We start from the raw sequence: 25,648 nt of genomic DNA, 5'->3' as shown, positions 1-25,648 counted from the left end.
TACACACCGCTTGTCACCTCCACGCGCGCTCTGGCGCCCGATTGGGGTAAAAGGCTCCCCCGCGGCTATTCCACCAGCAGTTCAGCTAGCTCCACAGCCACCCCCGGCTTCACTGCCAATACCAGCGCCTTCGCCTCCTTCGTGACGTCATAATCCGGGGCCACACTGATCGCTCCGGCACGCGCGGCAATGAGACACCCCGCCGCGTGATCCCACGGGCCCAACCCATGTTCAAAGTAGGCATCCACTTCCCCGCTGGCCACACGGCACAGATCCAAAGCCGCCGAGCCGATCCGTCGAATGTCGCGGACCTTCGGCAGTAGGCGGGTCAGCCGCTCCGCTTGGCGGCGGCGGTCCTCGGCCACGTACGAAAAGCCGGTCGCAACCAGCGCCTTGCCGAGCGCCTCACCGGGCGCCTTGCCGGTCTCAGCCCCCTGCTTCGCCGACTCCACGCGCAAGAGATCGCCACTATCGGCACTAACTGCCCCATCAGTCTTCAAGCGTCGTGCCGGCCCGCCCGCATGCGCCACAAAGGCAACCTGGGCAGTTACGTCCACCACCACGCCAGCTACTGGCTGCCCGTCTACCACTGCGGCGATGCTCACGGCGTAGGCCGGAACCCCATAGAGGAAGTTCACCGTTCCATCTATCGGATCGACGATCCATAGAATCTCCCCCGGGCCACCGGCTTCTCTGTTCAACCCGCCTTCCTCGCCGTGCACACGGGATCCCGGCACTCGAGCCAGCAACTGCTCTACGATGAGTTTCTCGCTGGCCTGATCCACCTCCGTCACGGGATCAACCTCGGAGGTCTTCGTCCCGACCACGCCGACGTGACCATGCTCGTCGGCCAGTTCGCCCCGGCGGCGTCGAATAAGAGTGGCCGCCTCAAGCCCCACGTCGAGGGCTACTGCCTCGAGGTCGGCAGGGCTGAGGGTTTTCTCTCTTGTGGACGCCCCAGCCTCGCCTGCCGTCGACACCTCGTCGAACACCCTCAGGGGTGCCTGTTCTGATTGTGCCCGCTGGAGAATCGTTGCTACGTCGCGCGACTTAGCGCTCAATTTTGCTGAACCCGTGGTTTCCATGGTCTCCACCTTGCCATTCTTGATCACTCTTCACAGCCAGCTTCCACGGGGCAGTCTGATAGACCCCGCTGCCAAGCGGAGCCCAATATTTTCAAGGTAGTGTTATGAACATGACTGAGGATAAGGCAGAACAGAACCTGAGTTTCGGCGTGGACATCGGTGGATCCGGTGTGAAAGGCGCCGTTGTAGACCTCAACACCGGCGAGCTGGTCACCGAACGTTTTAAGATCCTCACCCCGAAGCCCTCCACCCCAGACGCGGTGGCGGAGGTCGTGCGCAAGCTGATGGACATGGCCGAATGGGATGGCCCGGTGGGCGTAACGGTGCCCGCCGTGGTCAAGGATCAGAAGGCTCGCTCCGCGGCGAACATCGATAAGTCTTGGATTGATACTGATATGCAGGAGCTGTTCAAGCGCCACCTTGGCGAGCGAGAAATCACTGTTCTTAATGACGCCGACGCAGCCGGACTGGCCGAGGTCAAGTACGGCGAGGAAAGCGCGAAGGAAGGCGCAGTGCTGATGCTCACCTTCGGAACCGGCATCGGCTCGGCCATGCTGTGTGATGGCCACCTGTTCCCCAACTCCGAGCTCGGCCACCTGCCCCACGACGAGAACGGTGACGTTGAGTGGTATGCCAGCTCCGCGGCGAAGGACCGCGAGGAGTTGTCCTACAAGAAGTGGGCCGCGCGCGTGGACGAGGTTCTGCACGCCTACAGCGCTCTATTCAGTCCGAAGACCTTCATCGTCGGCGGCGGCATTTCTCGCAAGGCGGACAAGTGGGTGCCGCTGCTGACCGTCGAGGAGGAAGTCGTCCCGGCGAAGCTGCGCAACCAGGCCGGCATTATCGGTGCCGCTATGGCCGTGCAGGATGGCATCAAGCCCTAGTATCCACTAGAAAACAACCGCTGCGTACCGGGGATGGTTGCAACGCCGTGCTGATATTTGAGTTATAATGGGCGGTCGATTAGCACAGCAGGGGTTTCAACAACCCTCCTAGACCATCGGTTGCGGGTATGCCGCAACCTGGTGCACCCCAATTCCTCCTCGGAATGTGGCCTTAAAGGGCGGCCATTTCAGTGCACCATGCAATACGAGTGAAAGGGCTTCCGTGGCAGCGAACGACTCGACCACCACCGGCGAAGACAGCACCGAGGGTGTTGTGCGCAAGGTTGCAAAGAAGACGGCAGCGAAGAAAACTGCCCGAAAGGTGGCGAAGAAGTCGACAGTTGCCAAGAAGGCCACCGCGCGAAAGGCTACGGCGAAGGCTGCTGAACCTGCTTCCGAGTCGGAGGAGCAGGCGTCCACTCCCGTAAAGAAGGCGGCGAAGAAAACCGCGAAGAAGGCTGCCAAGAAGACCGCGCGCAAGGCCGCGAAAAAGACGGCTAAGAAGGCAACCAAGAAAACCGCGAAGAAGACCACGCGCAAGGTCGCTAAGAAGACGGCGAAGAATACTACCGCGAAGCGCGGCACCAAGGCGGCAAAGGCGGCTGAGGAGGTTCTCGAGGAGGACGTAGCTGCAACCGGCACCGCCGCAACCTCGGCGAAGCAGCCGGATGCTCCGGATACCGCGGAAGAGCGCGACGACTTCGACGAGGACCCGGACGCTCCGGAGGGCCTCGACGCACTCGAGGATATGGACGAGGACGATGACCTCGACGACCTGGATGACCTCGACGACCTCGAGGACGACGACGATGACCTCGACGATGATGACGAGGACGACGAAGACTCTGAGGATTCCGACGAAGAAGACGAGAAGAAGGACGGCAGCTTCGTCTGGGATGAGGACGAGTCCGCAGCGCTGCGACAGGCGCGAAAGGACGCCGAACTCACGGCCTCCGCGGACTCCGTACGCGCGTACCTGAAGCAGATCGGTAAGGTCGCCCTGCTCAACGCAGAACAAGAGGTCTCCCTGGCCAAGCGCATCGAGGCCGGCCTGTACGCCGCTTATCGCCTGCAGGAGATCAAGGAGTCGGGCGAGAAGCTCTCTCCGATGCACCGCCGCGACCTGCGCGAGATCGACCGCGACGGACGGCGCGCTAAGAACCACCTGCTGGAGGCCAACCTGCGCCTCGTGGTGTCGCTGGCTAAGCGCTACACCGGCCGCGGCATGGCATTCCTGGACCTGATCCAGGAGGGCAACCTGGGCCTGATCCGCGCAGTCGAGAAGTTCGACTACGTGAAGGGCTACAAGTTCTCCACCTACGCCACCTGGTGGATCCGTCAGGCGATCACCCGCGCCATGGCCGACCAGGCCCGCACCATCCGCATCCCGGTGCACATGGTCGAGGTCATCAACAAGCTGGGCCGCATTCAGCGCGAGCTGCTGCAGGACCTGGGTCGCGAGCCCACGCCAGAGGAGCTCGCGCGCGAGATGGACATCACCGTGGACAAGGTGCTGGAGATCCAGCAGTACGCTCGCGAGCCGATTTCCCTGGACCAGACCATCGGCGACGAGGGCGATTCCCAGCTGGGCGACTTCATCGAGGACTCGGAGGCCGTCGTGGCCGTCGACGCGGTCTCGTTCACCCTGCTGCAGGACCAGCTGCAGGATGTGCTGCACACGCTGTCGGAACGTGAAGCCGGCGTGGTGAAGCTGCGCTTCGGCCTGACCGACGGCATGCCGCGCACTTTAGACGAGATCGGCCAGGTCTACGGAGTCACCCGCGAGCGCATTCGCCAGATCGAGTCGAAGACGATGTCCAAGCTGCGCCACCCGTCGCGGTCCCAGGTGCTGCGCGACTACCTGGACTAGTCCTGAGCCAGCTCTAGACTAGCTCTGCTCTAGTCCTGGTTGTTCTTCACGCAGTCGGAGAACTCCGTGCCACGCAGATCCTCGCAACCCTCCATGCTCTTCATGGCCACCTGGGTGAAGAAGATCGCGATAGCCATGGCCAATACCCCCAGTACCAAGCCGATAATCGCGTAGCTGCGCTGCGTGCCCCGGCGGTTCGCGATGACCACCGATGCGATTCCCACCAGGATCGCCACCGCGGCCACCACGATGCCGATCAGGGGGAACATCGCCGCCGGGATCGATAGGATGCCCACGATCAGGGCGGCCAGGCTCAGGCCGCTGACCTTGCGCGGCGCGATCTTCTGGAGCTCAGCCTCCTGCGCGTTGGACTTATCCAGATCGATGTAGTCTTCTCGAGCCATCGTGCCGTTTCCTTCCCTCCGAGGTCGCTTGGCATAAAAGCTTCCGGCGATACACCGCCGATATACAACGCGGTGTATCTTACCTCACTTTCCCGGTCTCCCCCGTATCCGTTCTCACCAGTCTCTTAGGTATGCAATGCGGTCGCGCAGCTGCTGCGCGGTGCACAGCGCTGTGGACGGCCCGCCGCAGTTTCTCCGCGCATCGTTGTGGATCTGCCCATGTGGCTTGCCGGTGCGGGCGGACTTCATAGACACCAACGCATTCAATTCCTTGCGTAGAGCCGGAAGCTCCTCACTGGCCACGCGCTTATTGCGCAAGTCCGCGCCACTTCCCTCTTCGGCCGGCTTTTGCTGCTCCTGTTTGCGGCGCAGTTCCTCTTCCTTCGCCCGCGCGTCCAATTGTTCAGCTTGGCGCTGACGCAGCAGCGTGCGCATCTGTTCGGCGTCCAAAAGACCGGGTAGGCCAAGGTATGCCTGCTCCTCTTCCGATCCGCTTAGGGTCGCCGTCCCGTAGGTTGATCCGTCGTAGATGAGGCTATCGAGCTCGGCCTCGGCGCCGACGGACTCGTAGCCCTTGTCCTCCTCCGGCTCGTTCTGCTCCTGGTTGGCCTGTTGTAGGAGCTGGTCGTCCCAGCCCTCGTTTTGTCGGTGGGGCTTACCGAGCACGTGGTTGCGCTGCTGCTCCATCTTGGAGGCTAGCTCCAGGAGTACGGACACACTGGGAAGGAAGATTGACGCCGACTCCCCCGACCGCCTGGATCGCACGAAACGGCCGATGGCCTGGGCGAAGAACAGTGGTGTGGAAGAGGATGTGGCGTATACGCCCACGGCCAGGCGCGGCACGTCCACGCCCTCGGAGACCATGCGCACGGCCACCATCCACTCGTCGGTGCTGGCAGAGAACTCCTTGATGCGTTCGGAAGCCCCCGCCTCGTCGGAGAGCACCACCGTCACCGGGGTGTTGCTGATCTGCTCCAGAATCCGCGCGTAGGCGCGCGCCGTGGTCTTGTCGGTGGCGATCACCAGGCCACCCGCGTCGGGAATCGTCTCGCGCAGCTGCTGCAGGCGCGTCTGCGCGGCATTGAGCACGGCGGGGATCCAGTCGCCCTTCGGATCCAGCGCAGTACGCCATGCCCGGGCGGTCTGCTCTGCGTTCAGTGGTTCGCCCAGGCGTGCCTCGAACTCCTCCCCGGCGGAGTTGCGCCAGCGAGCCTGACCGGAATACGAAAGGAAAACCACGGGGCGGACAACGCCGTCCTTTAGCGCGTCCGCGTAGCCATAGGTGTAGTCGGCGGAGGACACAAGCGCGCCGTCCGCGCCCTCCACGGCCTCGTAGCGCACGAAGGGAATCTGGGAATCGTCAGAGCGGAAAGGCGTACCTGTCAGCGCCAGGCGGCGTTCCACGTGCTCGTAGGCCATGCGCACGCCGTCGCCCCAGCTCTTTGCGTCGCCGGCGTGGTGGATCTCGTCCAGGATCACCAGCGCCTTCTTCGCGGTGGCGACCTGGTAGTGCTTCGTAGGCTTCATACCTACCTGGGCATAGGTCACGCACACGCCGTCGTAGGCGCTGTTAAACGGCGAGGAGTTCGTGAACTCGGCGTCGAGCGCGATCCCCCGCTCCGCGGCGGACTGCGCCCACTGCACCTTCAGGTGTTCGGTGGGCACCACAATAACCAGTCGATCTACCACACGGGTATCCAGTAGCAACCGTGCAATCGTCAGGGCGAAGGTCGTTTTACCCGCGCCCGGGGTCGCCACGGCCAGGAAATCCTTCGGGCTGGCCTCGACGTACTTGTTCAGTGCCTCCTGCTGCCATAGGCGGAGGTGCTTCACTTCTTGCGCAGCCCCTTGTAGATCTGCTCGCAATCCGGGCAGACAGGCGATCCCGGCTTGGCCTGCTTGCGCACGGGGAATGTCTCGCCACACAGCGCCACGACCAGCTTGCCCATAACGGCGGATTCGACGATTTGGTCCTTCTTCACGTAGTGGAAGAACTTCGGTACATCGTCATCCGTCGTCGTATCCGTGTTGACTTCGGGGCGCTCAATCGTTGTCGTACTTGGGTTACTCACAGTTCACCATCATGCCCCTGAATCTGCTTGTTTTCCAGCTGCGTACTAGCGTTGGTTCTATGGCTGATGCACGAAAGAAGAAAACGGGAGGTGAATCCCGAGCCAAGCGAGCATCAAAGGTGGAAATTATCACGGATGCCAAGAGCTCGCGTTTGCAGGGATGGCACCACCGTCGCAGGCTTTACGCCGTGCTGCAGCTTCTGCGCATCCCTATCCTTGCCCTCGCAGCCTTGGTGATGTTGCTCACCCACAACGCTGCCCTCGCGGTATGCGTGGCTGCGGTGAGCCTGCCTCTGCCCTGGATCGCCGTACTTCTGGCCAACGAAACCGGCCAGGTGGACGAGACCACGAACAAGGTCTACAAGCCCGCCCTCGTGCGTGAGCAGCGTCGGGCCCAGCGGGCGGCCCTTGCCGGGGAGACTTCCCGCCCCATGCTGGAATCCAACTCCTCGCACCCGGAGATCATCGAGTACCACCCCGATCAATCCTCTTCTTAGCCCCGAACTAGCCCCTGATCTATCACTGAACCATCAAGGAACTTCCATGTCCGACAATCCACTGTGCACTCCCGGTAAAGCCACTGAGCATCTGGTTCGTGCCCTTGTCGACCAAGGCTACGGCTCCGAATTGATCCTCGAGGCGCTCGGCATGGAGGGCGTGGCCGCCGCCCAGTCGGGTTCACCCGCGGCCGCCAGGTGGCACCTGCTGCGGCGCGAATCTGCGGCCGCCCAGCTCGTCGCTGCTGTTTATTTACGACGCCCCCAGCACGCCGCCTTCTTCCGGGATCTCGTCGGGGCCGAGGCGACCTCCGGCTTGGTGGCGGAGCATGCGCTGATCCCCGTGGAGCAGCAATCCGCGCAAGACGCAGATGACAGTGCAGAATTGCTACGCCTGAACCTGGACATCCGGCCTGCCCATCACCCGGCCCACGGTGACACGGAGGTGCTGGTGCTGTCGGACCCGGACGCCTCCTTGGAAGACCGCGTCCCCGGCCCGGGCCACGTCCCCGGGGTCGGCAACGCTCCCCTGTCGCTGCTCAACTCCATACCCCAGCTACCTGCGAATGCGCGGGTGCTGGACCTCGGCACGGGCTCCGGCGTACTCGCGCTGATGCTGGCCGCAAACGCTGGGCCCAAGCCACCAAAAATTTTTGGCAGTGACATTCACGACCGTGCCCTCGACTTCGCCCGCGTGGCTGCGAAAGCGCAAGGACTGGAATCGCCACTGGTGAACTGGGTGCAGGGATCCTGGTTTGAACCCTTTAGTGCTGAAACCACCGCCTCTGAGTCCGCTAACACTGGCGCTTTCGACGTCATCGTCGCCAACCCTCCCTTCGTCATCGGCCCCTCCGTGAATCTGGACGCAGAAGAAGGACACGTGTACCGCGACTCCGGACTGCCACTCGACGCAGCCAGCAAGCTGGTTGTCGAACAATCCGTTCACCACCTGGCGCCGGGAGGCCACGCGCACCTGCTAATCGGCTGGGCGCTCGGCGAGGAAGGCAGCGATGCCGCCAGCTCCGCCGCTGAGCGGATCCTCGGCTGGCTGCCCGACGAGGGCGCCCGCGCCTGGGTTCTGCAGCGCGACGAGGTGGACGTTGCCACGTACGTCACCACCTGGCTGCGCGACGAAAGCATCGACCCCCGCAGCGCTGCCGGCCAGCGCCGCACCGCGGAATGGCTGGACTTCTTCGCCCGCCACCAGATCACCCGCATTGGCCTGGGCTGGATCCACATTGAAAAGTTCGAGGGCTCCAGCGAGCTGACCGTCGAGTCGCTCGACCACGCGCTGCCAGCCGGGGCATACCTCGGCCAGGAGGCCGCCCAGTGGTTCGCTCGCTGCCGATGGATCGACCAGCTGGAGATGCCCGGCCGCCCCGCCTCCACAGCAGTGGCGGAGATCCGCTACCGGTTGGGACGCGGCGTCATACTAGAAAAAACAGCGAGCGCCACCGACCAGGGGTTCGGCGAAGAGAGCGCGCGGCTAACCCGCACTGACGGCCCGGGCTGGTCGCACGAGATCGACGGGGTGCTGGCGACGATTCTGGCAGGGCTCAGCTGGGAGGGGCTGAACCTGCGCGACGTAGCCGAGTTTTATCACGCGGTGCACGGCGACGAACTGGACATCAACGCAGACGAGCTGGTGGATCAACTTGTGCCGATCGCGGTGGACCTGGTCCGGCACGGCATGATCGTGCCGGAAGACTTGCGTGAGCTGTACTAAAGCCAAACTCTAGAACCCGGCAACTGTAAACCCCAGCAAGGATTTTTGAAGGAAGGCGGAACAACGGTGAAAGCGGTAGTGAGCACAGTCAGCGGCGCAGAGGTGACCGTGGACGGCGAGGTCGTCGGATCGGTACAAGGCCCTGCTCTGCTGGCGCTCGTCGGCATCGGGGTGGGCGACATTGCCGACGAGAGCGTGACCGAGGCGGCAGTGGAGAAAATGGTGCGGAAGATCGCCGAACTGCGCTTACTGCCCGCTGCTGGCGAGCCGTGGGATAGCCCGCGCAATCACTCGGTTGAGGAAGTGGGTGGGCAGGTTCTGCTGGTCAGCCAGTTCACGCTCATGGGCGAGACCAAGAAGGGGCGGCGACCTTCCTGGGCGAACGCGGCACCGGGCGAGGCCGCGCAACCGGTGTTCGACCGCATCGCCGAACTACTGCGCCAGCGGGGAATAGTTGTAGAAACAGGCCGATTCGGAGCCATGATGAAGGTCTCCAGCGTAAACGAGGGGCCATTCACCGTGCTGGTGGAAACCTAGACCAGTCTTCCCCGGCGCCTATTACTCCAGGTGAAAACGTAGATCCGCCGCAGACTGTGCGACGACATATAGCGGTAAACCCTATTGCGGGGGTAAGCGCAGTTCCCTCCTAGGGGGTGGGTGGGGAACAATTCAACGAAGATGTCCGTTAACCCCTTAGAGCTTCGGCACAAAACGAGAAAATCTTGAAGAGCTTGAGCGCTATCGAGCCACGGGAGGCACACCAGCACTATGAAAAACTCCATGATTGATGACGAGTACAACGGCATCAACAGCGGTAGGGGCAACGGCGGTTCTGCCGACGATAGCGATAAGAAAGAAGATAAGGGTCGGCGGCGCGGAAACAACGAAAACCCGTCGGCGGACTTGGTTCGCGTTTACCTCAACGGCATCGGAAAGACCGCGCTGCTGACCGCCGAAGACGAAGTCGAACTATCGAAGCGGATCGAAGTTGGCCTGTACTCCGAGTACCTGTTGGCCAACGCCGAGAAGCTAACCCGCGCGAAAAAGCGCGACCTGAAGGTTCTCGCTCGCGAAGGCAAGGCAGCCCGCAGCCACCTGCTGGAGGCAAACCTGCGCCTGGTCGTCTCCCTGGCGAAGCGCTATACCGGCCGCGGGATGCCACTGCTGGACCTCATCCAGGAGGGCAACCTGGGTCTGATCCGCGCGATGGAAAAGTTCGACTACACCAAGGGCTTTAAGTTCTCCACCTACGCAACGTGGTGGATCCGCCAGGCCATCACCCGTGGCATGGCCGACCAGTCCCGCACCATCCGCCTCCCCGTCCACCTCGTCGAGCAGGTCAACAAGCTGTCTCGCATCAAGCGGGAGATGTACCAGCAGCTGGGGCGCGAGGCTACAAATGAGGAGCTGTCGGAGGAGTCCGGCATCGAGGAGTCCAAGATCGAGATGCTGCTGAAGCAGTCCCGCGATCCGGTGAGCCTGGACATGCCAGTCGGTAGCGACGAGGAAGCCCCGCTGGGCGACTTCATCGAGGACTCCGATGCGACCGATGCGGAGACCGCAGTGGTTGCTTCCCTGCGCCACTCCGATGTGCGCGCGGTTCTGGGCACCCTGGAGGAGCGCGAGCAGGATGTAATCAAGCTGCGCTACGGCCTGGATGACGGCATGCCCCGAACCCTGGACCAGATCGGCCGTCGCTTCGGGCTGTCCCGCGAGCGCGTGCGCCAGATCGAACGCGAGGTTATGGCGAAGCTACGCGAAGGCGACCGCGCAGACAAGCTGCGCGAGTACGCGGTCTAACCCCCGCAGTAGAACAAGTACCTGTACTTCTGCCCCGTTCCCTAAGTGGACGGGGCTATAATCGTGTGAAGTCAATAAGCAAAGAAAGGGCGTAGCGCACGTGAGGGATCTCGTCGATACCACTGAGATGTATCTCCGAACGATTTACGAGTTGGAAGAAGAGGGCATTCCACCGCTGCGCGCCCGCATTGCCGAGAGGCTCGAGCAGTCCGGACCGACAGTAAGTCAGACTGTCGCCCGCATGGAGCGCGACGAGCTTCTGACGATCGAGAAGGATCGTTCCCTGAAGCTCAGCGAACAGGGGCGCGCCCTGGCCACCGCCGTGATGCGAAAGCACCGTCTGGCAGAGCGCCTGCTCACCGACGTTATCGGCCTGCCGTGGGAGAAGGTGCACGACGAGGCCTGCCGTTGGGAGCACGTCATGGGCGACGAGGTTGAGGTGCAGCTGGTGAAGGTGCTCAGCGAGTACGCCACTTCTCCTTTCGGCAACCCGATCCCGGGCCTGGACGAGCTGATGGAAAGCATCCCGGAACCCGAGCGCGCGGAGATGCTGGAGAAAGTTAATACCCTGCAGGAAGGCGCCTCACAGCGCGCTTCCGACATCGAGCCGCCGGAGCCGATCCAGGTGAAGATCCTAAGCATCAACGAAATCATCCAGGTAGAGCACAAGCTGATGGCCAAGTTCCATGCGCTCGGCATGCGCCCGGGCAGCGTTGTGAACCTGGTGGCCACCGAGGACGGCTTGGAGTTCAGCAATGACAACGGAGCCATGGTGGTTCCGGAAGAACTCGGCCACGCCGTGAGGGTAGAGAAGGTCAGCTAATCAGTGCGGTAGCGTGGAGGATGTGAGTAGCATCGATCTTTCCTCTTCCGCCCTATCCCCCTCCTCCCACATTGTCGTCACCGGCGGTGCCGGATACGTCGGCAGCGTGTGCGCCAGCGTCCTGCTGGAGCACGGCTTCCGGGTGACGGTCGTCGACGACCTATCCACAGGCAACGGCTACGCCGTGCCGGAAAGAGCGACCTTCGTTGAGGGCGACATCCGTGACGTCATTTCCGACGTCTTCGCAGCCGGTGACGTTGCCGCCGTGATGCACTTCGCCGCCCGCTCCTTGGTTGGCGAGTCGGTGGAGAAACCGGACATCTACTGGCATCACAACGTGGGAACCAGCTTGTACCTGCTGGACCAAATGCGCGAACACGGGGTGAAGAACCTCGTATTCTCTTCCACTGCCGCTACCTACGGGGAGCCCGAGCAGGTACCAATCACCGAGGATATGCCCACCGCCCCCACCAACCCCTATGGCGCATCCAAGCTGGCGATCGACCACATGATCACCTCCTATGCCAACGCCTACGGGCTGGCTGCGACTTCCCTACGCTACTTCAACGTCGCCGGCGCGTATGGCGACATTGGAGAGAACCACAAGGTAGAGACGCACCTGATCCCGCTGGTGCTGCAGGTTGCACTCGGCCACCGGGAGCACATTTCCATTTTCGGCACCGACTACCCCACCTCTGATGGCACTGCGGTGCGCGATTACATTCACATTCGAGATCTGGCGGACGCACACCTGCTAGCCGCGGCCTCCAACGCTGCCGGCCAGCACCGTATCTTCAACCTCGGCTCCGGCGATGGTTTCAGCGTGCGCCAGGTGATCGACACTTGCCGCGAGGTTACCGGCCACCCGATTCCGGCCATTGAGTCGCCGCGCCGTGCAGGCGACCCCGCCACCCTCATCGCCTCCTCCGCAAAGGCGAAGGCTGAGCTCGGGTGGAACCCGACCCGCTCAGACCTGCAGACGATCATTTCGGATGCGTGGGCGTTTAGCGGACAACTGGGTGATAGGTTGCATTCCGCACAGCGTTAACCGCGTCCCAGTCCACGGTCTGCAGCAGGCGCTCGTACTCCCAGGCGAGATCCAGTCCGGCATATTCCCGGACTGTGACGTAGGTGCGCTCCGGAACCCAACCGGGTCCCTCTGACGCTCCCGGATCTCCCGACTCACCCTGCTTTCGCGGATCATCTGGGTCGTCTGCTGCGTCCAGATCCATCTGCACATTAGCCATAACTGTGCACGCAGCGCGCACTGCCTTAGACAGCAGCAGCTTTATCTTGCCCCTCTGGTGCGCGTCCAGCGCCGCGATCGCGATGTCCGCGGTGAACTCGTCGAGGGTGCTGAGCTGTGGTTGCATGTCGGCACCATCGGCATCCTCCACACCGCGCAGCAGGTCTTCCAGCGCTGCTTCAGGGTCGGCGGATGCGCCCTCTTCATCTAACTCCTCGGCGCTTTCCAGCAGGTCCAGCTTCGCGCACGCATCCTCGGTGTAAAGGTCCGCCTCGAGCTCCTCCAGCAGGCGGGTCAGCGTGTGGTAGGCCAGCACTCCTTCGTCGTTAGCTGACGCCACCAGTGCCAGAATCAACATCACCCGTCGACGCACCGCGCCCGTCGTCCGCCGCGCGGTACTTGCCAGCATCTCCCGCAGGATGGCGCTGTTCACGCCGAGTGACCATGCGATAACAACCGTGTGCAGGAACTCATCGCAACAGATCGCGGCGAGGCTATCGATCAGGTACTCGTCTTCACATTCCTCCTCCAGCACTCGCTGGCCTTCCGCCACTGCAGCCACTCCGACTAGCACCTGGATCAGATCGACCGTCGTGGCCTCCCCGCGATCTTGCAGCATCCAATCGGGCGTGGCGATGTTCGCCGGATCCAGCCAACGTTCCATCTCCTCCCGGTCCCCCATGCGCCGGGCACCACTGAGTGCGCTGATGTCCGCCAGCTCGTTAGTTTCCACACTGGCCACGGTGCCGGTCTCTCCGTCCAACACGTCAGCCCATGCCTCCCCTGTGGCAATCCGAGACACCTCCAATGCCGACTGGACCTCCACGCACCCGTCCTGTAACTGCTTGATGGCAGAGGCTACACAGGCACGCAGGCGGTCATCCATGTCGCCGATGGTGAGGATGATGGCCTCTGCCGCTGGGGCGTCACAAAGAATATTGATAAGACCGCGAGCCGCTTCGGTCACGGCGGCAGGGATAAGATCGCAGCGTAGGACGGGGCCAATGCGGAAGCGGCGGTGGTTCTCCGGCAGCGGGGCGGGGCCGGTAGTTCCGGTGTTGATCTGTTCGGTGGGTTCGGTGGAGGCGACGAGGCCGATGATGACCATCGAATCGACGGGTGGGAAGCCCAACAGCGACGGGATGGCCGCAATGAGCTTTCCTTTGTCGGCTCCGAGGTGGACTGAAGGCGCTGGCATCGCAGAGGTGGCGGACGTGGGAATAGACTGTGCGTTCTGTTCGTTGTGCTCTGGTGAGTTGATCATGCCACAGATACTCGCCGAGAAGGGTTTTTTCCGTGGCCAGGGCGGTCGTTGGAGCGGGTATCGCCCCAGGGGCCTGTGAATAACTCAGAACTGTGAATACAGGTTTCTGGCTGTTCGAAATACGCGCCATCCCGGCCTAAGTTATCCGAACCGCCTGATAGGCTTGGCAGACAGTGCTTGGTTGGACCAAGGTTCCGCCGGAAGGGAGAGCGAAACTATGCATCAGCACTTCGAAAACAACGGTGAAGAGCGCAATGACCGCAACGAGCGGAAAACTGCGGGACGGATGTACGAGATGGAGTACCCGGCTCCAATCCAGTTCGACCGCCCCTCCATTGCGGATGCGACCGCGGGTCTTGGCGACGCTGAGGACGGCGCCGAAGAGCTACCGATGCTGGTCGCCCTGCAGGGCTATGCCGACGCGGGTCAAGCCGTGTCCAGCGCCAGCTCCCATCTACTCGCCGCCCTGGAACACAGCCCAGTGGCCTCGTTCAAGGTAGATGAGCTGATCGATTACCGCTCCCGCCGACCCGGTGTGACCATTGATAACTCCAAGGTTGTGGATAGCGACGACGTGCGCCTGGATCTGCATCTGGTTAAGGACACCGAGGGTCGCCCGTTCCTCCTGCTCAGTGGGTTGGAGCCGGATCTGAAGTGGGGTGCGTTTAGCGATGCCGTGGTGGATCTGGCCCGGCGTGGCCAGGTAGGCATGGTTGCCTCCCTGTACTCCGCACCAATGACTGTGCCGCACACCCGGCCGCTGGTGATCTCCGCGCACGCTTCGGATTCCTCACTTATCCAGGATTTCCACACCTGGGACTCTCGGATGATCGTCCCGGGCGCTGCTGCGCTGGAAACAGAGAAGAAGCTGAACCGCCACGGGTTCGAGACGATCGGTCTGACAGCCCACGTGCCGCACTACATCGCGGCCTCGGACTACCCGGAGGCGACGCTACGCCTGCTGCAGGCGTTCGCTGACGTGGCGGACCGGGACCTGCCGTTGAAGGCGCTGGAGAAGGAATTGGAGCGGGTGCAACACCAGCTGCAGGATCAGGTGGAAGACTCCCAAGAGATCGCCACGGTCGTCAGTGCTCTCGAGCACCAATACGACGCAGAGATGGAGCGCATGCGCCGCAAGCGGGAAAATAACCTGCTAAAGCCGGGGCAAGACATTCCTACCGGTGAGGAGCTGGGCGCGGAGTTCGAGGCGTTCCTGCAGAACATGTCCGACGAAAACCGTTCTGACACAGACGAGCAAGAGGATAACTAGAAAACAGTGGGTATTGCCGCCGAACTCGCAGAGCTGCTTCCGGATCTGGACGAGGTTCCAGAATCGCTGGTCGACGACGCAATTCTGGAATCCTTCCTCGGCTGGACGCGCGACCGCGGCATAACCCTCTACCCTGCCCAAGAGGAGGCGGCTACGGCACTGGTCGCCCAGGACAACGTCATCCTGGCTACCCCCACTGGCTCCGGCAAATCCATGGTCGCCATCGCCGCGCACTTCATCGCCATGGCACGCAAGCAGCGCAGCTTCTACACCGCGCCGATCAAGGCTCTGGTGAGCGAGAAGTTCTTCGATCTGTGCCAAACCTTCGGCCCGGAGAACGTCGGGATGATGACTGGTGACGCCACAGTGAATGGCGGGGCACCGATTATCTGCGCCACCGCCGAAATCGTTGCCAACATTGCGCTGCGCGATGGTGCGAAGGCGAAGATCGACCAGGTAGTGATGGATGAGTTCCACTACTACTCGGAGCCCGACCGTGGCTGGGCTTGGCAAGTTCCGCTGCTGGAACTCCCCAAGGCGCAGTTTCTTTTGATGAGCGCCACCCTGGGCGATACGAAGTGGCTAGAGGATGACCTCACCGAACGCACGGGTCGCCAGACAACCCTGGTGACGGGTACTACCCGGCCCGTACCTTTGGACTTTCACTACGTCTACACCCCCGTCCACGAGACAGTGGAAGAGCTGATCAACGACGGCAAATCGCCGATCTACATCGTCCACTTCACCCAGCGCGAGGCCATCGAGCGTGCTCAAGCCTTGACCAGCATGAAGCTGGTGAACGACGAAGCAAAGGCCGCCATCGCCGAAGAGATCGGCGACTTCCGCTTCACCTCCGCCTTCGGCAAAACCCTTTCCCGCCTGCTGCGCAAGGGCATTGGCGTGCACCATGCGGGCCTGCTGCCGAAGTATCGGCGCCTGGTGGAGCGTCTATCCCAGAAGGGTCTGCTGAAGATCATCTGCGGCACAGACACCCTGGGCGTGGGCATCAACGTGCCGATCCGCACCGTGCTGATGATGGGGCTGACGAAGTATGACGGGGTGAAGCACCGTGTACTGAAGTCTCGGGAGTTCCACCAGATCGCCGGGCGAGCAGGACGCGCGGGCTACGACACAGAAGGCACTGTGGTGGTACAAGCCCCGGAACACGAGATCGAGAACTTCCGCCTGCGCCAGCGCGCGGGAAGTGACCCGAAGAAGATCAAGAAGCTGCGCAAGCGTTCGGCACCGGAGGGCCAGACCACCTGGAGCGAGTCGACTTACGAACGGCTTACGCACGCAGAGCCAGAGGAACTGACCAGCCAATTCCGCATGAGCAACTCTATGCTGCTGAACGTGGTCGCCCGCGAGCAGTGGACCTTCGAGGCACTCAAGCACCTGCTGCGCACCAACCACGACACGCGTTCGAAGCAGAACAAGACGATCCTGCGAACGATCGAGCTCTATCGCGGGCTTATCAACGCCGACGTGGTCGAGGAGTATGCGGCGGACACGCCCAGCGGCACGGATGCACGCCTGACCGCGGACTTAAGCCGCGACTTCGCGCTAAACCAGCCACTCTCCCCCTTCGCCCTGGCCGCCCTGGAGCTGCTGGATCCGGAGTCCGAAACCTTCGCCCTGGACGTCATCTCCACGTTTGAGGCTGTGCTGGAGGATCCCCGACAGGTGCTTATAGCCCAGCAGAAGGCGGAACGGGGCGAGGAGATCGCGGCGCTAAAGGCAGAGGGCGTCGATTACACCGAACGCATGGCCATCGTCGAAGACATCACCTGGCCCATGCCGCTGGCCGACGAGCTAGACCAGGCCTACGACACCTTCTGCGAAGGAAACCCCTGGGCTCGCGACTTTCAGATCAGCCCGAAATCTATCGTGCGCGACATGGTGGAAAAGGCCATGACTTTCTCCGACTTCGTGTCCACCTACGGCCTGGGCCGCTCCGAGGGCGTGGTCCTGCGTTACCTGACGGATGCCTACCGCACGCTGGAGCACTCGGTGCCGGAAAGCTACCGCTCCGAAGAGTTCGACGATATCCTCGTGTGGCTGGGTGAGCTGATCCGCCAGGTAGATTCCTCCCTTATCGACGAGTGGGTGCAGATGGCCGACCCGGATGCCCCGCTGACCGAGGACCAGGTCGCCGAGCACGCCTTTGGAGTGGAGGATACGAACCTGCTGTCAGCCAACCCACAGGCACTGACCCGCATGGTGCGCAACTACTTCTTCCGCCACGTGGAACTCTTCGCCTTCGAGAAAGAACGCGAGCTTGCGGAGATGGACGAATACCTGGACACGCCGCCGGACTGGCCCGCCGCGATGGACGACTACTTCGACGAGTATGCGGATGTTGGTGTGGACGCCGCCGCGCGGTCTAATAAAAACATTCTCATCAAGCGGGGCACCGGCTCCGAGGCCGGAAGCTGGTTCGTCCGTCAAATCATCGACGATCCGGAAGGCGACCATGGCTGGGCGCTGGAGGGCGTGGTGGACCTCGCCGCAACGGACGAGGCCGGTGAGATCCGCCTGTCGGAGCTCACCATCGTGCAGGGTTAGAGGAAGGTCTCCAGCACGCGGCGGCTTTCCTTCGCCACGTGGTTGAAGGACTGCGCCACGATCTCCCCCAGCGCCGCGAAATCGTCGATGCGCGTAGAGCTGGAACGGTAGGCCATGCCGATCGTGCGGCCGGCCCGTACAGCGCCGCCGGCGAATGTCGCCAGGGAAATGCCCGGGCGCTGGCACTCCACAGCCACTGCGGATAGCGGCACGAGGGTGGCGCCCAAACCGGCGGCTACCAGCTGGATTACCGTGGACAGGCTTGCGGCGCGGGTCACGGAATGGCGCGGGTCGTTGGCCATGTCCACGGTGCGGCACAGCTCCAGGATCTGGTCGCGCAGGCAGTGCCCGTCGTCCAACAGCAGCAGCTCGATGTTCTTCAGCTCGTCGACCGCCAGATCCTTCCGACCGGCCAGAGGGTGGCCCTCAGGAAGGACCAGCACGAACTCTTCGGTGTACAGGTCAACGGTGTTCAACCCACCTCCCTCGCCGGGCATGCCGAGCACGGCAACATCGATCTTGCCCTGGCGCAGTGCGTCCACCAGCAGCGGGGACTTTTCCTCCACGATCCGCGGCTCCAGCTTGGGAGCCACGTCGTTCACCGTGTGCAACACATCGGGCAGGATGTAGGGCGCGACGGTGGGGATCATGCCGATCGCCAGCGAGCCGACCAGGCCGCCGTGGGCGCCGCGGGCGTGGGTGACGAAGGTCTCCAGACTCTCCAGCGTCGCCTGTGCGAAAGGCAGCAGTCCCCGCCCCACCGGGGTCACGATGACCTTGCGAGTAGACCGTTCGATCAGCTGCACGCCAAGCCCCGCCTCCAGCGCTGCTAGTGCTTGGGACAGCGACGGCTGGGAGATGCCAAGATGTGAGGCCGCGGTGCCGAAGTGACCGTGTTCGGCGATGGTCACGAAGGTACGTAGTTGGGCAACTGTTGGTCGATACTCTCTTTGAACCACGTCCTCAACTGTACAGCAATTATTAGAAAAGCATAATTACAACCGGAAAAATAAGTACCTTTGCCCTATATCTAGCTCACCTGTAGTTCAGCGGTCCCCTCGAAGGGCGAGAGCTTGCCCAGGAAGGCCTTCCAATCTCCCTTAAGTCGCACGGTGTACTTGCCGGGCCGCACATCGCGCGTGCCCCACTCGACAGTGGTGCGGGTCTGCCCGAAAGAGTTTTCGAAGGTAATCAGAGTGTTCTCGCTGGAGTCGTCCGCGACCACCTTCCCGCTGGCGTCCTCGATCGTCATGTAACCCTCGCCGTGGCGCAAGTCGTTGTTCGGGTTCGCACCTACGAAGACCACCCGCGCCGGCGAGCCAGCCTTCACCTCCTTAGGCGCCTCCAGCACTTCGCCGAACTTCTTGCCCGGCGGCGGCGCATCCATCCAGTTGTCGCTGCCCGGCACGTTCGGGATCAGCCCCGTCAGGTCACCTGCGGGCTGTCCGACCTCCACCGGCTTGCCCTCTTTGAGCGCCCGCGCCATCTCATCGAGCACGTCCTGGAACGCGGGCAGCTGGTACTGGCCGAAGATCGTCGCGCCACCCTCGTAATTCTGCGCCTCATACTCTTCGGGCGTTGTGATGTAGTGGCCGTAGGCGTTGGTGTATCCCTGCACCACGATCGCGTTCTCCGGCACACCCAGCGCAGCAGCGACCGTGCGCTTCATGCGCAAGCCACAGGTGACCGTCGGCTCGAACCCAAGACTCACCAGCACAAACGAGCCCAGGCGGTGGATCGTGAACGGGTGGACCTGCTGAATCATGCCGTCGATGTAGCCCATCGGCAGCAGCCCCTCCTTCGGGCCGTGGATATCCTTGATCTCTTGAGGCGAAAGGAAGTTGTTGAGGTCGCGCACCCACGGGTTACCGCCGCGCTCACCCTCGTTGAAGCCCAGGATAGGCACACCGCCGCCGTCTTCCTGCGAGGAGGCAGCGAAAGCCGCACCCAGAATCGCCGGCCCCAGCTTGTGCTCCTTCTTGTCCGGGGTAAAGCGCGGGCTGGCCACCAGCTGCGGGCAGTTCACCCATCGCATGCGCCCGTCGATACCGCCTGCCGACCAGTCCTTGCCTAGGTCATTGGTCGCCGCCATCATCCGCTCGCCGAGGATCTGCGCAGATTCACGCTCATCTGCTCCCGGTCCAGAGTTGGGCGTCAATCCCATATTCGGCGTGATGTCACCCGGCGTCATGTTGGCGAAGGCAGCGACAAACGGCGCATCCTCAGGGTGGCGGTGCACCACTCCGTGAGCTTCCTCCGTGGCCCAGGCTGCGTAGCCCTTGTTGTCGCCTGCGATGTGCTTGTACTCCGCGCCGAAGCTCGTCGGGTGCAGCGAGTACCAATTGATCAGGCCTACCTGCTTGCCGCCGCGCGAAACATGGAGGGTCACACTGCGGGTATCCACCCCATTGGGAAGAGCCTTCTTGTCCTCTTCGGGGTTACGGTCCCACGAGGTCTTTGACCTATTGACGCCCGCATCAGCAACCTTTGTCTCAGCAACCGTAACGTCTGAAGGCTGGATGTCCGCGTGCGCGCGTTCAATGGCGGTAACGATGCCCGCTACCGTGGCCTCGAAGGTCTTTGGACGGAAGCCACCGTGGGTGATGTCGACCATCAAATGCTGCGACGTACCACCGGGAGCCACGTGAGTGTGGGTGGCCGTGAGTAGGACGTTGGACTGGTTGTACAGATCCCCGAACTTCTCCTTGAGTCGGCGGAGCACCTCCAGGTGGATGGACTGGAACATCAGTCCAACGTCGCAGGTGACGTGGACGAGACGGGAGTTGTCGCGGTTGGCGTCAACAAAAATAAATGCGCGGGCGTACTGGCGGCGCTGGATACCAACGGTCTTCTGTTCGTCCACGGCGTAGCCGAACATGCCTGCACCCCATGGCTCGCCGGTCATGTCCGCGAGGCCACGGCCGACGTGGAAGCCTCCCCCACTGCCGCCACCAGCTTCCTGCGCACTTGCTCCGGGCGCACCGGCGGAGGCCCAGAGTACGGTGCCGGATACCGCAGCCATTCCACGGAAGAAATTGCGGCGGCTGAGCTGGGACTTCAGCGGACTCTGCAGATGGTTCGGGGTGGTGTTCTGGCCGTGTTCACACATAAGGTCTCTCGTTTCTCAAAACTACTTACATCATTAGATTGTTTTGACTGACGAAAGACTAGACCGAATCTGTGGGGTGGTGGGATAGTTTGGATATATTGAGCAAATATTTATAGTGCTCTAATCTTGTTTGGGGGTAGAAAGCACACAGGGGTGCAGGTTCCCCCTGTGGGGGCACGTTGCTAGAATCGGCCTGTTCAGCCCCACAAACATGGGGAAATTCTGGCGAGCGAGACGGGTGATTCACACATGACGGAAGCGCACGGGTCGGCCTCCCCCACCAACGAAGGCCGCGCCCAGGGCAAGTCGCAGGGGCGCAGGCACTCCCGGCGACGCTCAAACAAGCGCCGCCGCCCGCAATTCATCCGCACCATTCCGCCGATTACCTACCCCGACCTGCCGGTCTCCGAGCGGCGGGAGGACATCAAGAAGGCCATCGAGGACAACCAGGTGGTCATCATCGCCGGTGAGACCGGCTCGGGTAAGACCACCCAGATCCCCAAGATGTGTCTGGAACTCGGCCGGGGACGCACCAAGATAATTGGCCACACCCAGCCACGCCGCATCGCGGCTCGCAGCGTGGCCGAACGCATCGCGGAGGAGCTCGACCAGCAGATCAGCGACGATACTTCCCTGGTCGGCTACAAAATCCGCTTCGACGATACGATCTCCAAGCACACCGCCGTGAAGCTCATGACCGATGGTGTACTGCTCAACGAGATCCAGCGTGATCGCCTGCTGCGCGACTACGACACGATCATTGTCGACGAGGCCCACGAGCGCAGCCTCAACATCGACTTCCTACTCGGCTACCTCAAGCAGCTGCTGCCGAAGCGGCCGGACTTGAAGGTCATCATCACCTCCGCGACGATCGACCCCGAGAGTTTCGCAAAGCACTTTGCGGACGCCTCCGGCTCCCCCGCCCCCATCATCGAGGTCTCGGGGCGAACCTACCCGGTAGAGATTCGCTATCGCCCGCTGGTGACGGAGCGCGAGAACCCGAAAACCGGCGAAGTCATCGAGGTGGAGACCGACCCCCTGGACGGGCTCGTTGCGGCCTGTAAGGAGCTGATGCGCGCCGGCGAGGGCGACATCCTGTGCTTCTTCTCCGGCGAACGCGAGATCCGCGATGCCGCCGAGGCGCTGGAGGGCGAGTTCGCCGGTGCCGGTGGCGCACGCAAGGTAGACGTGTTACCGCTGTTCGGGCGCCTTTCAAACGCCGAGCAGCACCGCGTGTTCCGCACCGGGCCGCGCCGCCGCATCGTGCTGGCCACCAACATCGCGGAAACCTCGCTGACGGTTCCAGGCATCCACTACGTAGTGGACACTGGTTATGCCCGCATCTCCCGCTATTCCAACCGCACCAAAGTCCAACGCCTGCCGGTAGAGCCCATTAGCCAGGCCAGCGCCAAACAGCGCTCCGGCCGCTCCGGTCGTATCGCGGACGGCATCGCCATCCGCCTGTACTCCGAGGAGGACTTCGAGGCACGCCCGGAGTTCACCGACCCGGAGATTCTGCGCACCCACCTGTCCAGCGTGATCCTGTCCATGGCCGCACTTGGCTTGGGCGATATTGAACGCTTCCCGTTCCTCCAGGCACCCGACAACAAGTCCATCCGCGACGGTGTGGCTCTACTGCAGGAACTCGGAGCGTTGGCGTCAACAAAGGACGCAACGCTTACCCCCATCGGCCGCGACATGGCGCGCATCCCCACCGATCCGCGGCTCGCGCGAATGCTGGCGGCCGGGCATGCGAACAACATCATCGAGCCCATCGCGGTCATCGTGTCCGCCCTGTCCATCCAGGACGTGCGCGAACGCCCCTTGGAAAAGCAGCAGCAGGCCGACGAAATGCACGCGCGTTTCAAGGCGAATTCCGACTTTGTGAGCCTGCTGAAGCTCTGGAACTACCTGCAAGAACAGCGCCAAGAGCTGTCCGCGAACAAGTTCCGCAAGCTGTGCCTGCGGGAGTTTATTCACTACGTGCGCGTCCGCGAATGGATGGATTTGGTGCGCCAGATGCTTTCCGTCGTGCAGGACCTGAGCTGGAAGATCCCGAACATCCGCCACGTGAGGGAGCTCGTTTTCGAGCCGGAGGCGATCGACGAGGATCTGGTTCACCAGTCCATCCTCACTGGCCTTCTGACCCACGTGGGAATGCGCGAAGGCAACTCCAAGCAGTTCACCGGCACCCGCGGCTCGCACTTTGTGGTGCACCCGTCCTCGCACGTGTCCAAGAAGCCGCCGCAGTGGCTTATGGCCGCTGAGCTGGTGGAAACCTCGCAGGTGTTCGCCCGCACCGTGGGACCCATCGACCCGAGCTGGATCGAGACGATCGCCCCGCACATGGTGAAGTACAACTATTCGGAGCCGGTGTGGTCGTCTTCCCGCGGCGCGGCAATGGTGCACGAAAAGGTGCTGCTTCTGGGGCTGCCGATCGTCGCCGACCGGATGGTCAATGCGTCGAAGGTGGACCGGGCATTGGCGCGCGAATTGTTCATCCGGCACGCGCTCGTGGAGGGAGATTGGAGAACCCGTCACCACTTCTTCGCGCACAACCAGAAGCTTCTTTCCGAGGCGACCGAGTTGGAGGATAAGGCTCGCCGCCGCGATATTGTTGTCGACGACCAAACGCTCTTTGATTTTTATGACGCCCGCTTACCAGAAAAGATCGTTTCCTCCAGGCACTTTGATTCCTGGTGGAAGAAGGCTCGCCATAAAGACCCACACCAGCTGGACTTCACACTAGACGCGTTGATCGACTCGGAGGAAGCCGCGAAGGCCGCCGATGAGTTCCCCGACGTCTGGCGGCAGGGCAGCCTGGAGTTCGAACTCAGCTATGTCTTCTTGCCGGGCGACCCGGACGACGGCATGACCATGCGCGTGCCGATCCCCCTACTGGCGAACGTCTCCGAGCCGGAGACGCGATGGCTGGTTGCCGGTATGCGGGAGGAGCTGGCGATCGCCCTGATCCGTTCCCTTCCCAAGCCTTTACGCACGAGTGTGGTACCCGCCAGCAACTTCGCCAACGCAGCCTTGCAGCGAATGGTTCCCTTTGACGGGGAGTTTGGATTCGCGCTGGCCGAAGCGCTGCGCGAGCTCGGCGGCCAGGGGACCTCCGCACAGGACTTCGACTGGTCCCGCGTCCCCGGGCACTTGCGCATGCAGTTCGCCGCCATCGACCGCCGGGGAAATGTCATCGAGAAGTCGCGCGACCTGCAGTACTTGCAGAACAAGCTGGCCGGGCAGGTCACGTCTGCCATTGCGCAGGCCGCCGCGCGTTCCAAGACCGCCGCTCCGAGCGATGCGGCGCAGCACACACCGTCGCGCCGGAAGGGCTCGAAGAAGCAGGCCGGAACCTCCACCGGTGTGCTGGCCACCGCGGATGCATGGACCGCGGACGGCATCGGCGTGCTGCCGGAGACGGTGGAAACGGTGGTGGATGGCCAGACCCTCAACACCTACCCTGCGATCGTTATCTCCAAGGGCGGCGCAGAGGGGGCAGCCAAGGACAGGGTGACCTTGAAGGCCTTCCCCACCAAGCAGGCGGCGGACGGGCAGCAGTTCACGACGGTGTTGAACATGATGGTCGCAGCCTGCACAGTATCCCCGAAGCAGATGATCAAGGGGCTGCCGCTGCGCCAGCGGGTGGCTATGGAAAACATTCCCGGGGGCGTGGACTGCCTGGTGAACGACGTTGTGGCGCTGGCATGTCGCGACATGCTGATGAAGTTGGGGCCGGTGATCCGCGATCCGGAGAAATGCGATGAGGTCGTGTCGGTTGCACGTTCCCAGGGGCCGGGCCGGGTGCGACAATACGTGGTTGCCCTGGCTCCTGCGGTGCTGGCGGTAGCCGATATGTCTGCGGAGCTTCAGGGTTGGTCGGGCGAGGCGATCGACGATATGCGTGCACAGCTGGACTTCTTCTTAGGTAAGCACGCAATCGCCCGCAATGGCATCGAGCACATGCGCCATGTTCCGCGGTATGTAGAGGCGATGCGTGCACGCCTGGAGCTCATGAAAACAGATCCGGACAAGGAGGAGGATCTGGACGATGAGGTCCAGGAGGCCTTCGAGTTGCTGGAGAAGACAAAGAAGCGCCTGCCGACTGCACGGGCTGCCTCACCGCAGATTAAGGAGGTGCGCTGGATGATCGAGGAGCTGCGCGTCAGCCTTTTCGCCCAGAATCTCGGTACGGCCCATTCGGTTTCCCTGCAGCGCATCCGCAAGAAGCTGGAGAAGATTCGCTAGTTATCCTCGCCGCTAGTTTTCTTCGTCGCTGGGTTCCAGTTGAGGCTCGGCTAGGGCGTGGCGGTGCGCCCGCAGGGATTCGATCTCCTGCTCGAAGTCCTCGGCGCAGTTGAAGGACTTATATACCGAGGCAAAGCGCAGATATGCAACCTCGTCTAGGGTGCGTAACGGGTCGAGGATCGCCAAGCCGATCTGGTTAGCGGGGACTTGTGACCCATGCGCCACGCGCACTGCCTGTTCCACCTCGTGAGCCAGGCGCTTTAGGGCATCGTCAGAGACGTCGCGCCCTTGGCATGCCCGCCGAACGCCCTTGATGACCTTTTCCCTGCTGAACTCCTCGGTAACCCCGTTTCGCTTGACCACCAACAGGACAGATCGCTCGATGGTCGTGAAACGAGTCTGACACTCGCTGCACTCACGGCGGCGGCGAATGGATACGCCCATTTCGATGGAGCGCGAGTCGACTACGCGGGATGATTCAGAACTGCAAGAGGGGCACAACACGCCCCCAAGCTTAGCCCTTCAGCGCATTAGGACAGAAGCTGCAAAAGCTACAGGCCTGCCCACCGGCTTTAAGGGATCAATATGGGTGCGAGGCCGACTAGTGCGGACATTGCCCCCAAGGACACCATGGTTGCACCCGGAGAGTGAACCACGCGATCCACACGCGCCCGAATCGAAGCGATATGGCTAGGACGTTCCTCGAACACCCTTTCGTTAGTACCGGATATACGGGCCGCCCGATCCTTGGATATCGAACGGGCTACCGGCGCAGAAGAGTA

At 62.4% G+C, this 25,648-nt stretch carries 19 protein-coding genes; 11 read left to right on the top strand and 8 right to left on the bottom strand.

All coding sequences use genetic code 11. The annotated features are described in order from the left end of the window. Nucleotides 1-65: 65 nt before the first annotated feature. A complete protein-coding gene (locus JQ46_RS09770; protein WP_034987819.1) occupies nucleotides 66-1,112 on the bottom strand; it encodes an inositol monophosphatase family protein in 1,047 nt (348 codons plus the stop codon). Between the two features lie 77 nt (nucleotides 1,113-1,189). On the opposite strand from JQ46_RS09770, the gene ppgK reads away from it, so the two are divergent. Next, a complete protein-coding gene (ppgK, locus tag JQ46_RS09765; RefSeq protein ID WP_080719534.1) occupies nucleotides 1,190-1,969 on the top strand; it encodes a polyphosphate--glucose phosphotransferase in 780 nt (259 codons plus the stop codon). A 223-nt stretch (nucleotides 1,970-2,192) separates the two neighbouring features. Next, nucleotides 2,193-3,839 carry an RNA polymerase sigma factor gene (locus JQ46_RS09760; protein WP_034987815.1) on the top strand — a complete coding sequence of 549 codons (1,647 nt, stop codon included), beginning with the start codon at nucleotides 2,193-2,195 and terminating at the stop codon, nucleotides 3,837-3,839. Between the two features lie 29 nt (nucleotides 3,840-3,868). Here JQ46_RS09760 and JQ46_RS09755 read toward each other — a convergent pair whose 3' ends face one another. The 3 genes from JQ46_RS09755 to JQ46_RS09745 form a co-directional block, all read right to left on the bottom strand. After that, nucleotides 3,869-4,243 (bottom strand): DUF308 domain-containing protein, encoded by a 375-nt coding sequence (locus JQ46_RS09755; RefSeq protein ID WP_034987813.1) that lies wholly within the window; start codon nucleotides 4,241-4,243, stop codon nucleotides 3,869-3,871. Nucleotides 4,244-4,357: 114 nt separating this feature from the next. Then, nucleotides 4,358-6,076 carry a DEAD/DEAH box helicase gene (locus JQ46_RS09750; protein WP_034987810.1) on the bottom strand — a complete coding sequence of 573 codons (1,719 nt, stop codon included), beginning with the start codon at nucleotides 6,074-6,076 and terminating at the stop codon, nucleotides 4,358-4,360. Continuing rightward, entirely contained in the window at nucleotides 6,073-6,315 is a 243-nt protein-coding gene (locus tag JQ46_RS09745; RefSeq protein WP_005295046.1) for a DUF3039 domain-containing protein, read from the bottom strand. Before JQ46_RS09745 ends, JQ46_RS09750 begins: the two co-directional genes overlap by 4 nt. A gap of 59 nt (nucleotides 6,316-6,374) precedes the next feature. Here JQ46_RS09745 and JQ46_RS09740 point away from each other — a divergent pair, with 59 nt between their 5' ends. The 6 genes from JQ46_RS09740 (at nucleotide 6,375) to galE (ending at nucleotide 12,209) form a co-directional block, all read left to right on the top strand. Continuing rightward, nucleotides 6,375-6,812, top strand: a complete 438-nt coding sequence (locus JQ46_RS09740; protein ID WP_237744799.1) for a DUF3099 domain-containing protein — start codon at nucleotides 6,375-6,377, stop codon at nucleotides 6,810-6,812. 46 nt (nucleotides 6,813-6,858) lie between these two features. Continuing rightward, the gene (locus JQ46_RS09735) at nucleotides 6,859-8,538 is read left to right on the top strand and encodes a N5-glutamine methyltransferase family protein (RefSeq protein WP_192817265.1); all 1,680 of its coding nucleotides are present in this window, start codon (nucleotides 6,859-6,861) and stop codon (nucleotides 8,536-8,538) included. Nucleotides 8,539-8,604: 66 nt separating this feature from the next. Continuing rightward, nucleotides 8,605-9,075: a D-aminoacyl-tRNA deacylase gene (gene dtd, locus JQ46_RS09730; protein WP_034987805.1), complete on the top strand. Its 471-nt coding sequence runs from the start codon at nucleotides 8,605-8,607 to the stop codon at nucleotides 9,073-9,075. A gap of 231 nt (nucleotides 9,076-9,306) precedes the next feature. After that, nucleotides 9,307-10,338: a sigma-70 family RNA polymerase sigma factor gene (locus tag JQ46_RS09725; protein WP_034987801.1), complete on the top strand. Its 1,032-nt coding sequence runs from the start codon at nucleotides 9,307-9,309 to the stop codon at nucleotides 10,336-10,338. A 100-nt stretch (nucleotides 10,339-10,438) separates the two neighbouring features. Beyond that, complete coding sequence (locus JQ46_RS09720) at nucleotides 10,439-11,161, top strand: metal-dependent transcriptional regulator (RefSeq protein WP_034987798.1); 723 nt, start codon at nucleotides 10,439-10,441, stop codon at nucleotides 11,159-11,161. A 13-nt stretch (nucleotides 11,162-11,174) separates the two neighbouring features. Then, a complete protein-coding gene (gene galE, locus JQ46_RS09715) occupies nucleotides 11,175-12,209 on the top strand; it encodes a UDP-glucose 4-epimerase GalE (RefSeq protein ID WP_192817264.1) in 1,035 nt (344 codons plus the stop codon). Here galE and JQ46_RS09710 read toward each other — a convergent pair. Continuing rightward, nucleotides 12,166-13,671: a DUF4192 domain-containing protein gene (locus tag JQ46_RS09710; RefSeq protein WP_237744798.1), complete on the bottom strand. Its 1,506-nt coding sequence runs from the start codon at nucleotides 13,669-13,671 to the stop codon at nucleotides 12,166-12,168. The genes galE and JQ46_RS09710 overlap by 44 nt on opposite strands. Before the next feature lie 217 nt (nucleotides 13,672-13,888). Here JQ46_RS09710 and JQ46_RS09705 point away from each other — a divergent pair, with 217 nt between their 5' ends. Together JQ46_RS09705 and JQ46_RS09700 are read left to right on the top strand one after the other, a co-directional pair. Then, nucleotides 13,889-14,941 carry a PAC2 family protein gene (locus JQ46_RS09705; protein WP_034987795.1) on the top strand — a complete coding sequence of 351 codons (1,053 nt, stop codon included), beginning with the start codon at nucleotides 13,889-13,891 and terminating at the stop codon, nucleotides 14,939-14,941. A 6-nt stretch (nucleotides 14,942-14,947) separates the two neighbouring features. Further along, the gene (locus JQ46_RS09700; protein WP_034987792.1) at nucleotides 14,948-17,506 is read left to right on the top strand and encodes a DEAD/DEAH box helicase; all 2,559 of its coding nucleotides are present in this window, start codon (nucleotides 14,948-14,950) and stop codon (nucleotides 17,504-17,506) included. Here JQ46_RS09700 and JQ46_RS09695 read toward each other — a convergent pair. Beyond that, entirely contained in the window at nucleotides 17,503-18,465 is a 963-nt protein-coding gene (locus JQ46_RS09695) for a hydrogen peroxide-inducible genes activator (RefSeq protein ID WP_034987790.1), read from the bottom strand. The genes JQ46_RS09700 and JQ46_RS09695 overlap by 4 nt on opposite strands. Nucleotides 18,466-18,536: 71 nt before the next feature. After that, entirely contained in the window at nucleotides 18,537-20,615 is a 2,079-nt protein-coding gene (locus JQ46_RS09690) for a neutral/alkaline non-lysosomal ceramidase N-terminal domain-containing protein (RefSeq protein ID WP_051876322.1), read from the bottom strand. 249 nt (nucleotides 20,616-20,864) lie between these two features. Between JQ46_RS09690 and hrpA the strand changes: the two genes are divergently transcribed. Further along, nucleotides 20,865-24,866, top strand: a complete 4,002-nt coding sequence (hrpA, locus tag JQ46_RS09685; protein WP_034987787.1) for an ATP-dependent RNA helicase HrpA — start codon at nucleotides 20,865-20,867, stop codon at nucleotides 24,864-24,866. Between the two features lie 12 nt (nucleotides 24,867-24,878). Here hrpA and nrdR read toward each other — a convergent pair whose 3' ends face one another. After that, complete coding sequence (gene nrdR / locus JQ46_RS09680; protein WP_034987784.1) at nucleotides 24,879-25,370, bottom strand: transcriptional regulator NrdR; 492 nt, start codon at nucleotides 25,368-25,370, stop codon at nucleotides 24,879-24,881. Nucleotides 25,371-25,648: the final 278 nt, after the last annotated feature.

This window comes from Corynebacterium jeikeium (assembly GCF_000738175.1).
Taxonomy (GTDB): domain Bacteria; phylum Actinomycetota; class Actinomycetes; order Mycobacteriales; family Mycobacteriaceae; genus Corynebacterium; species Corynebacterium jeikeium_C.
This window is presented reverse-complemented; position numbering and strand designations above follow the sequence as displayed.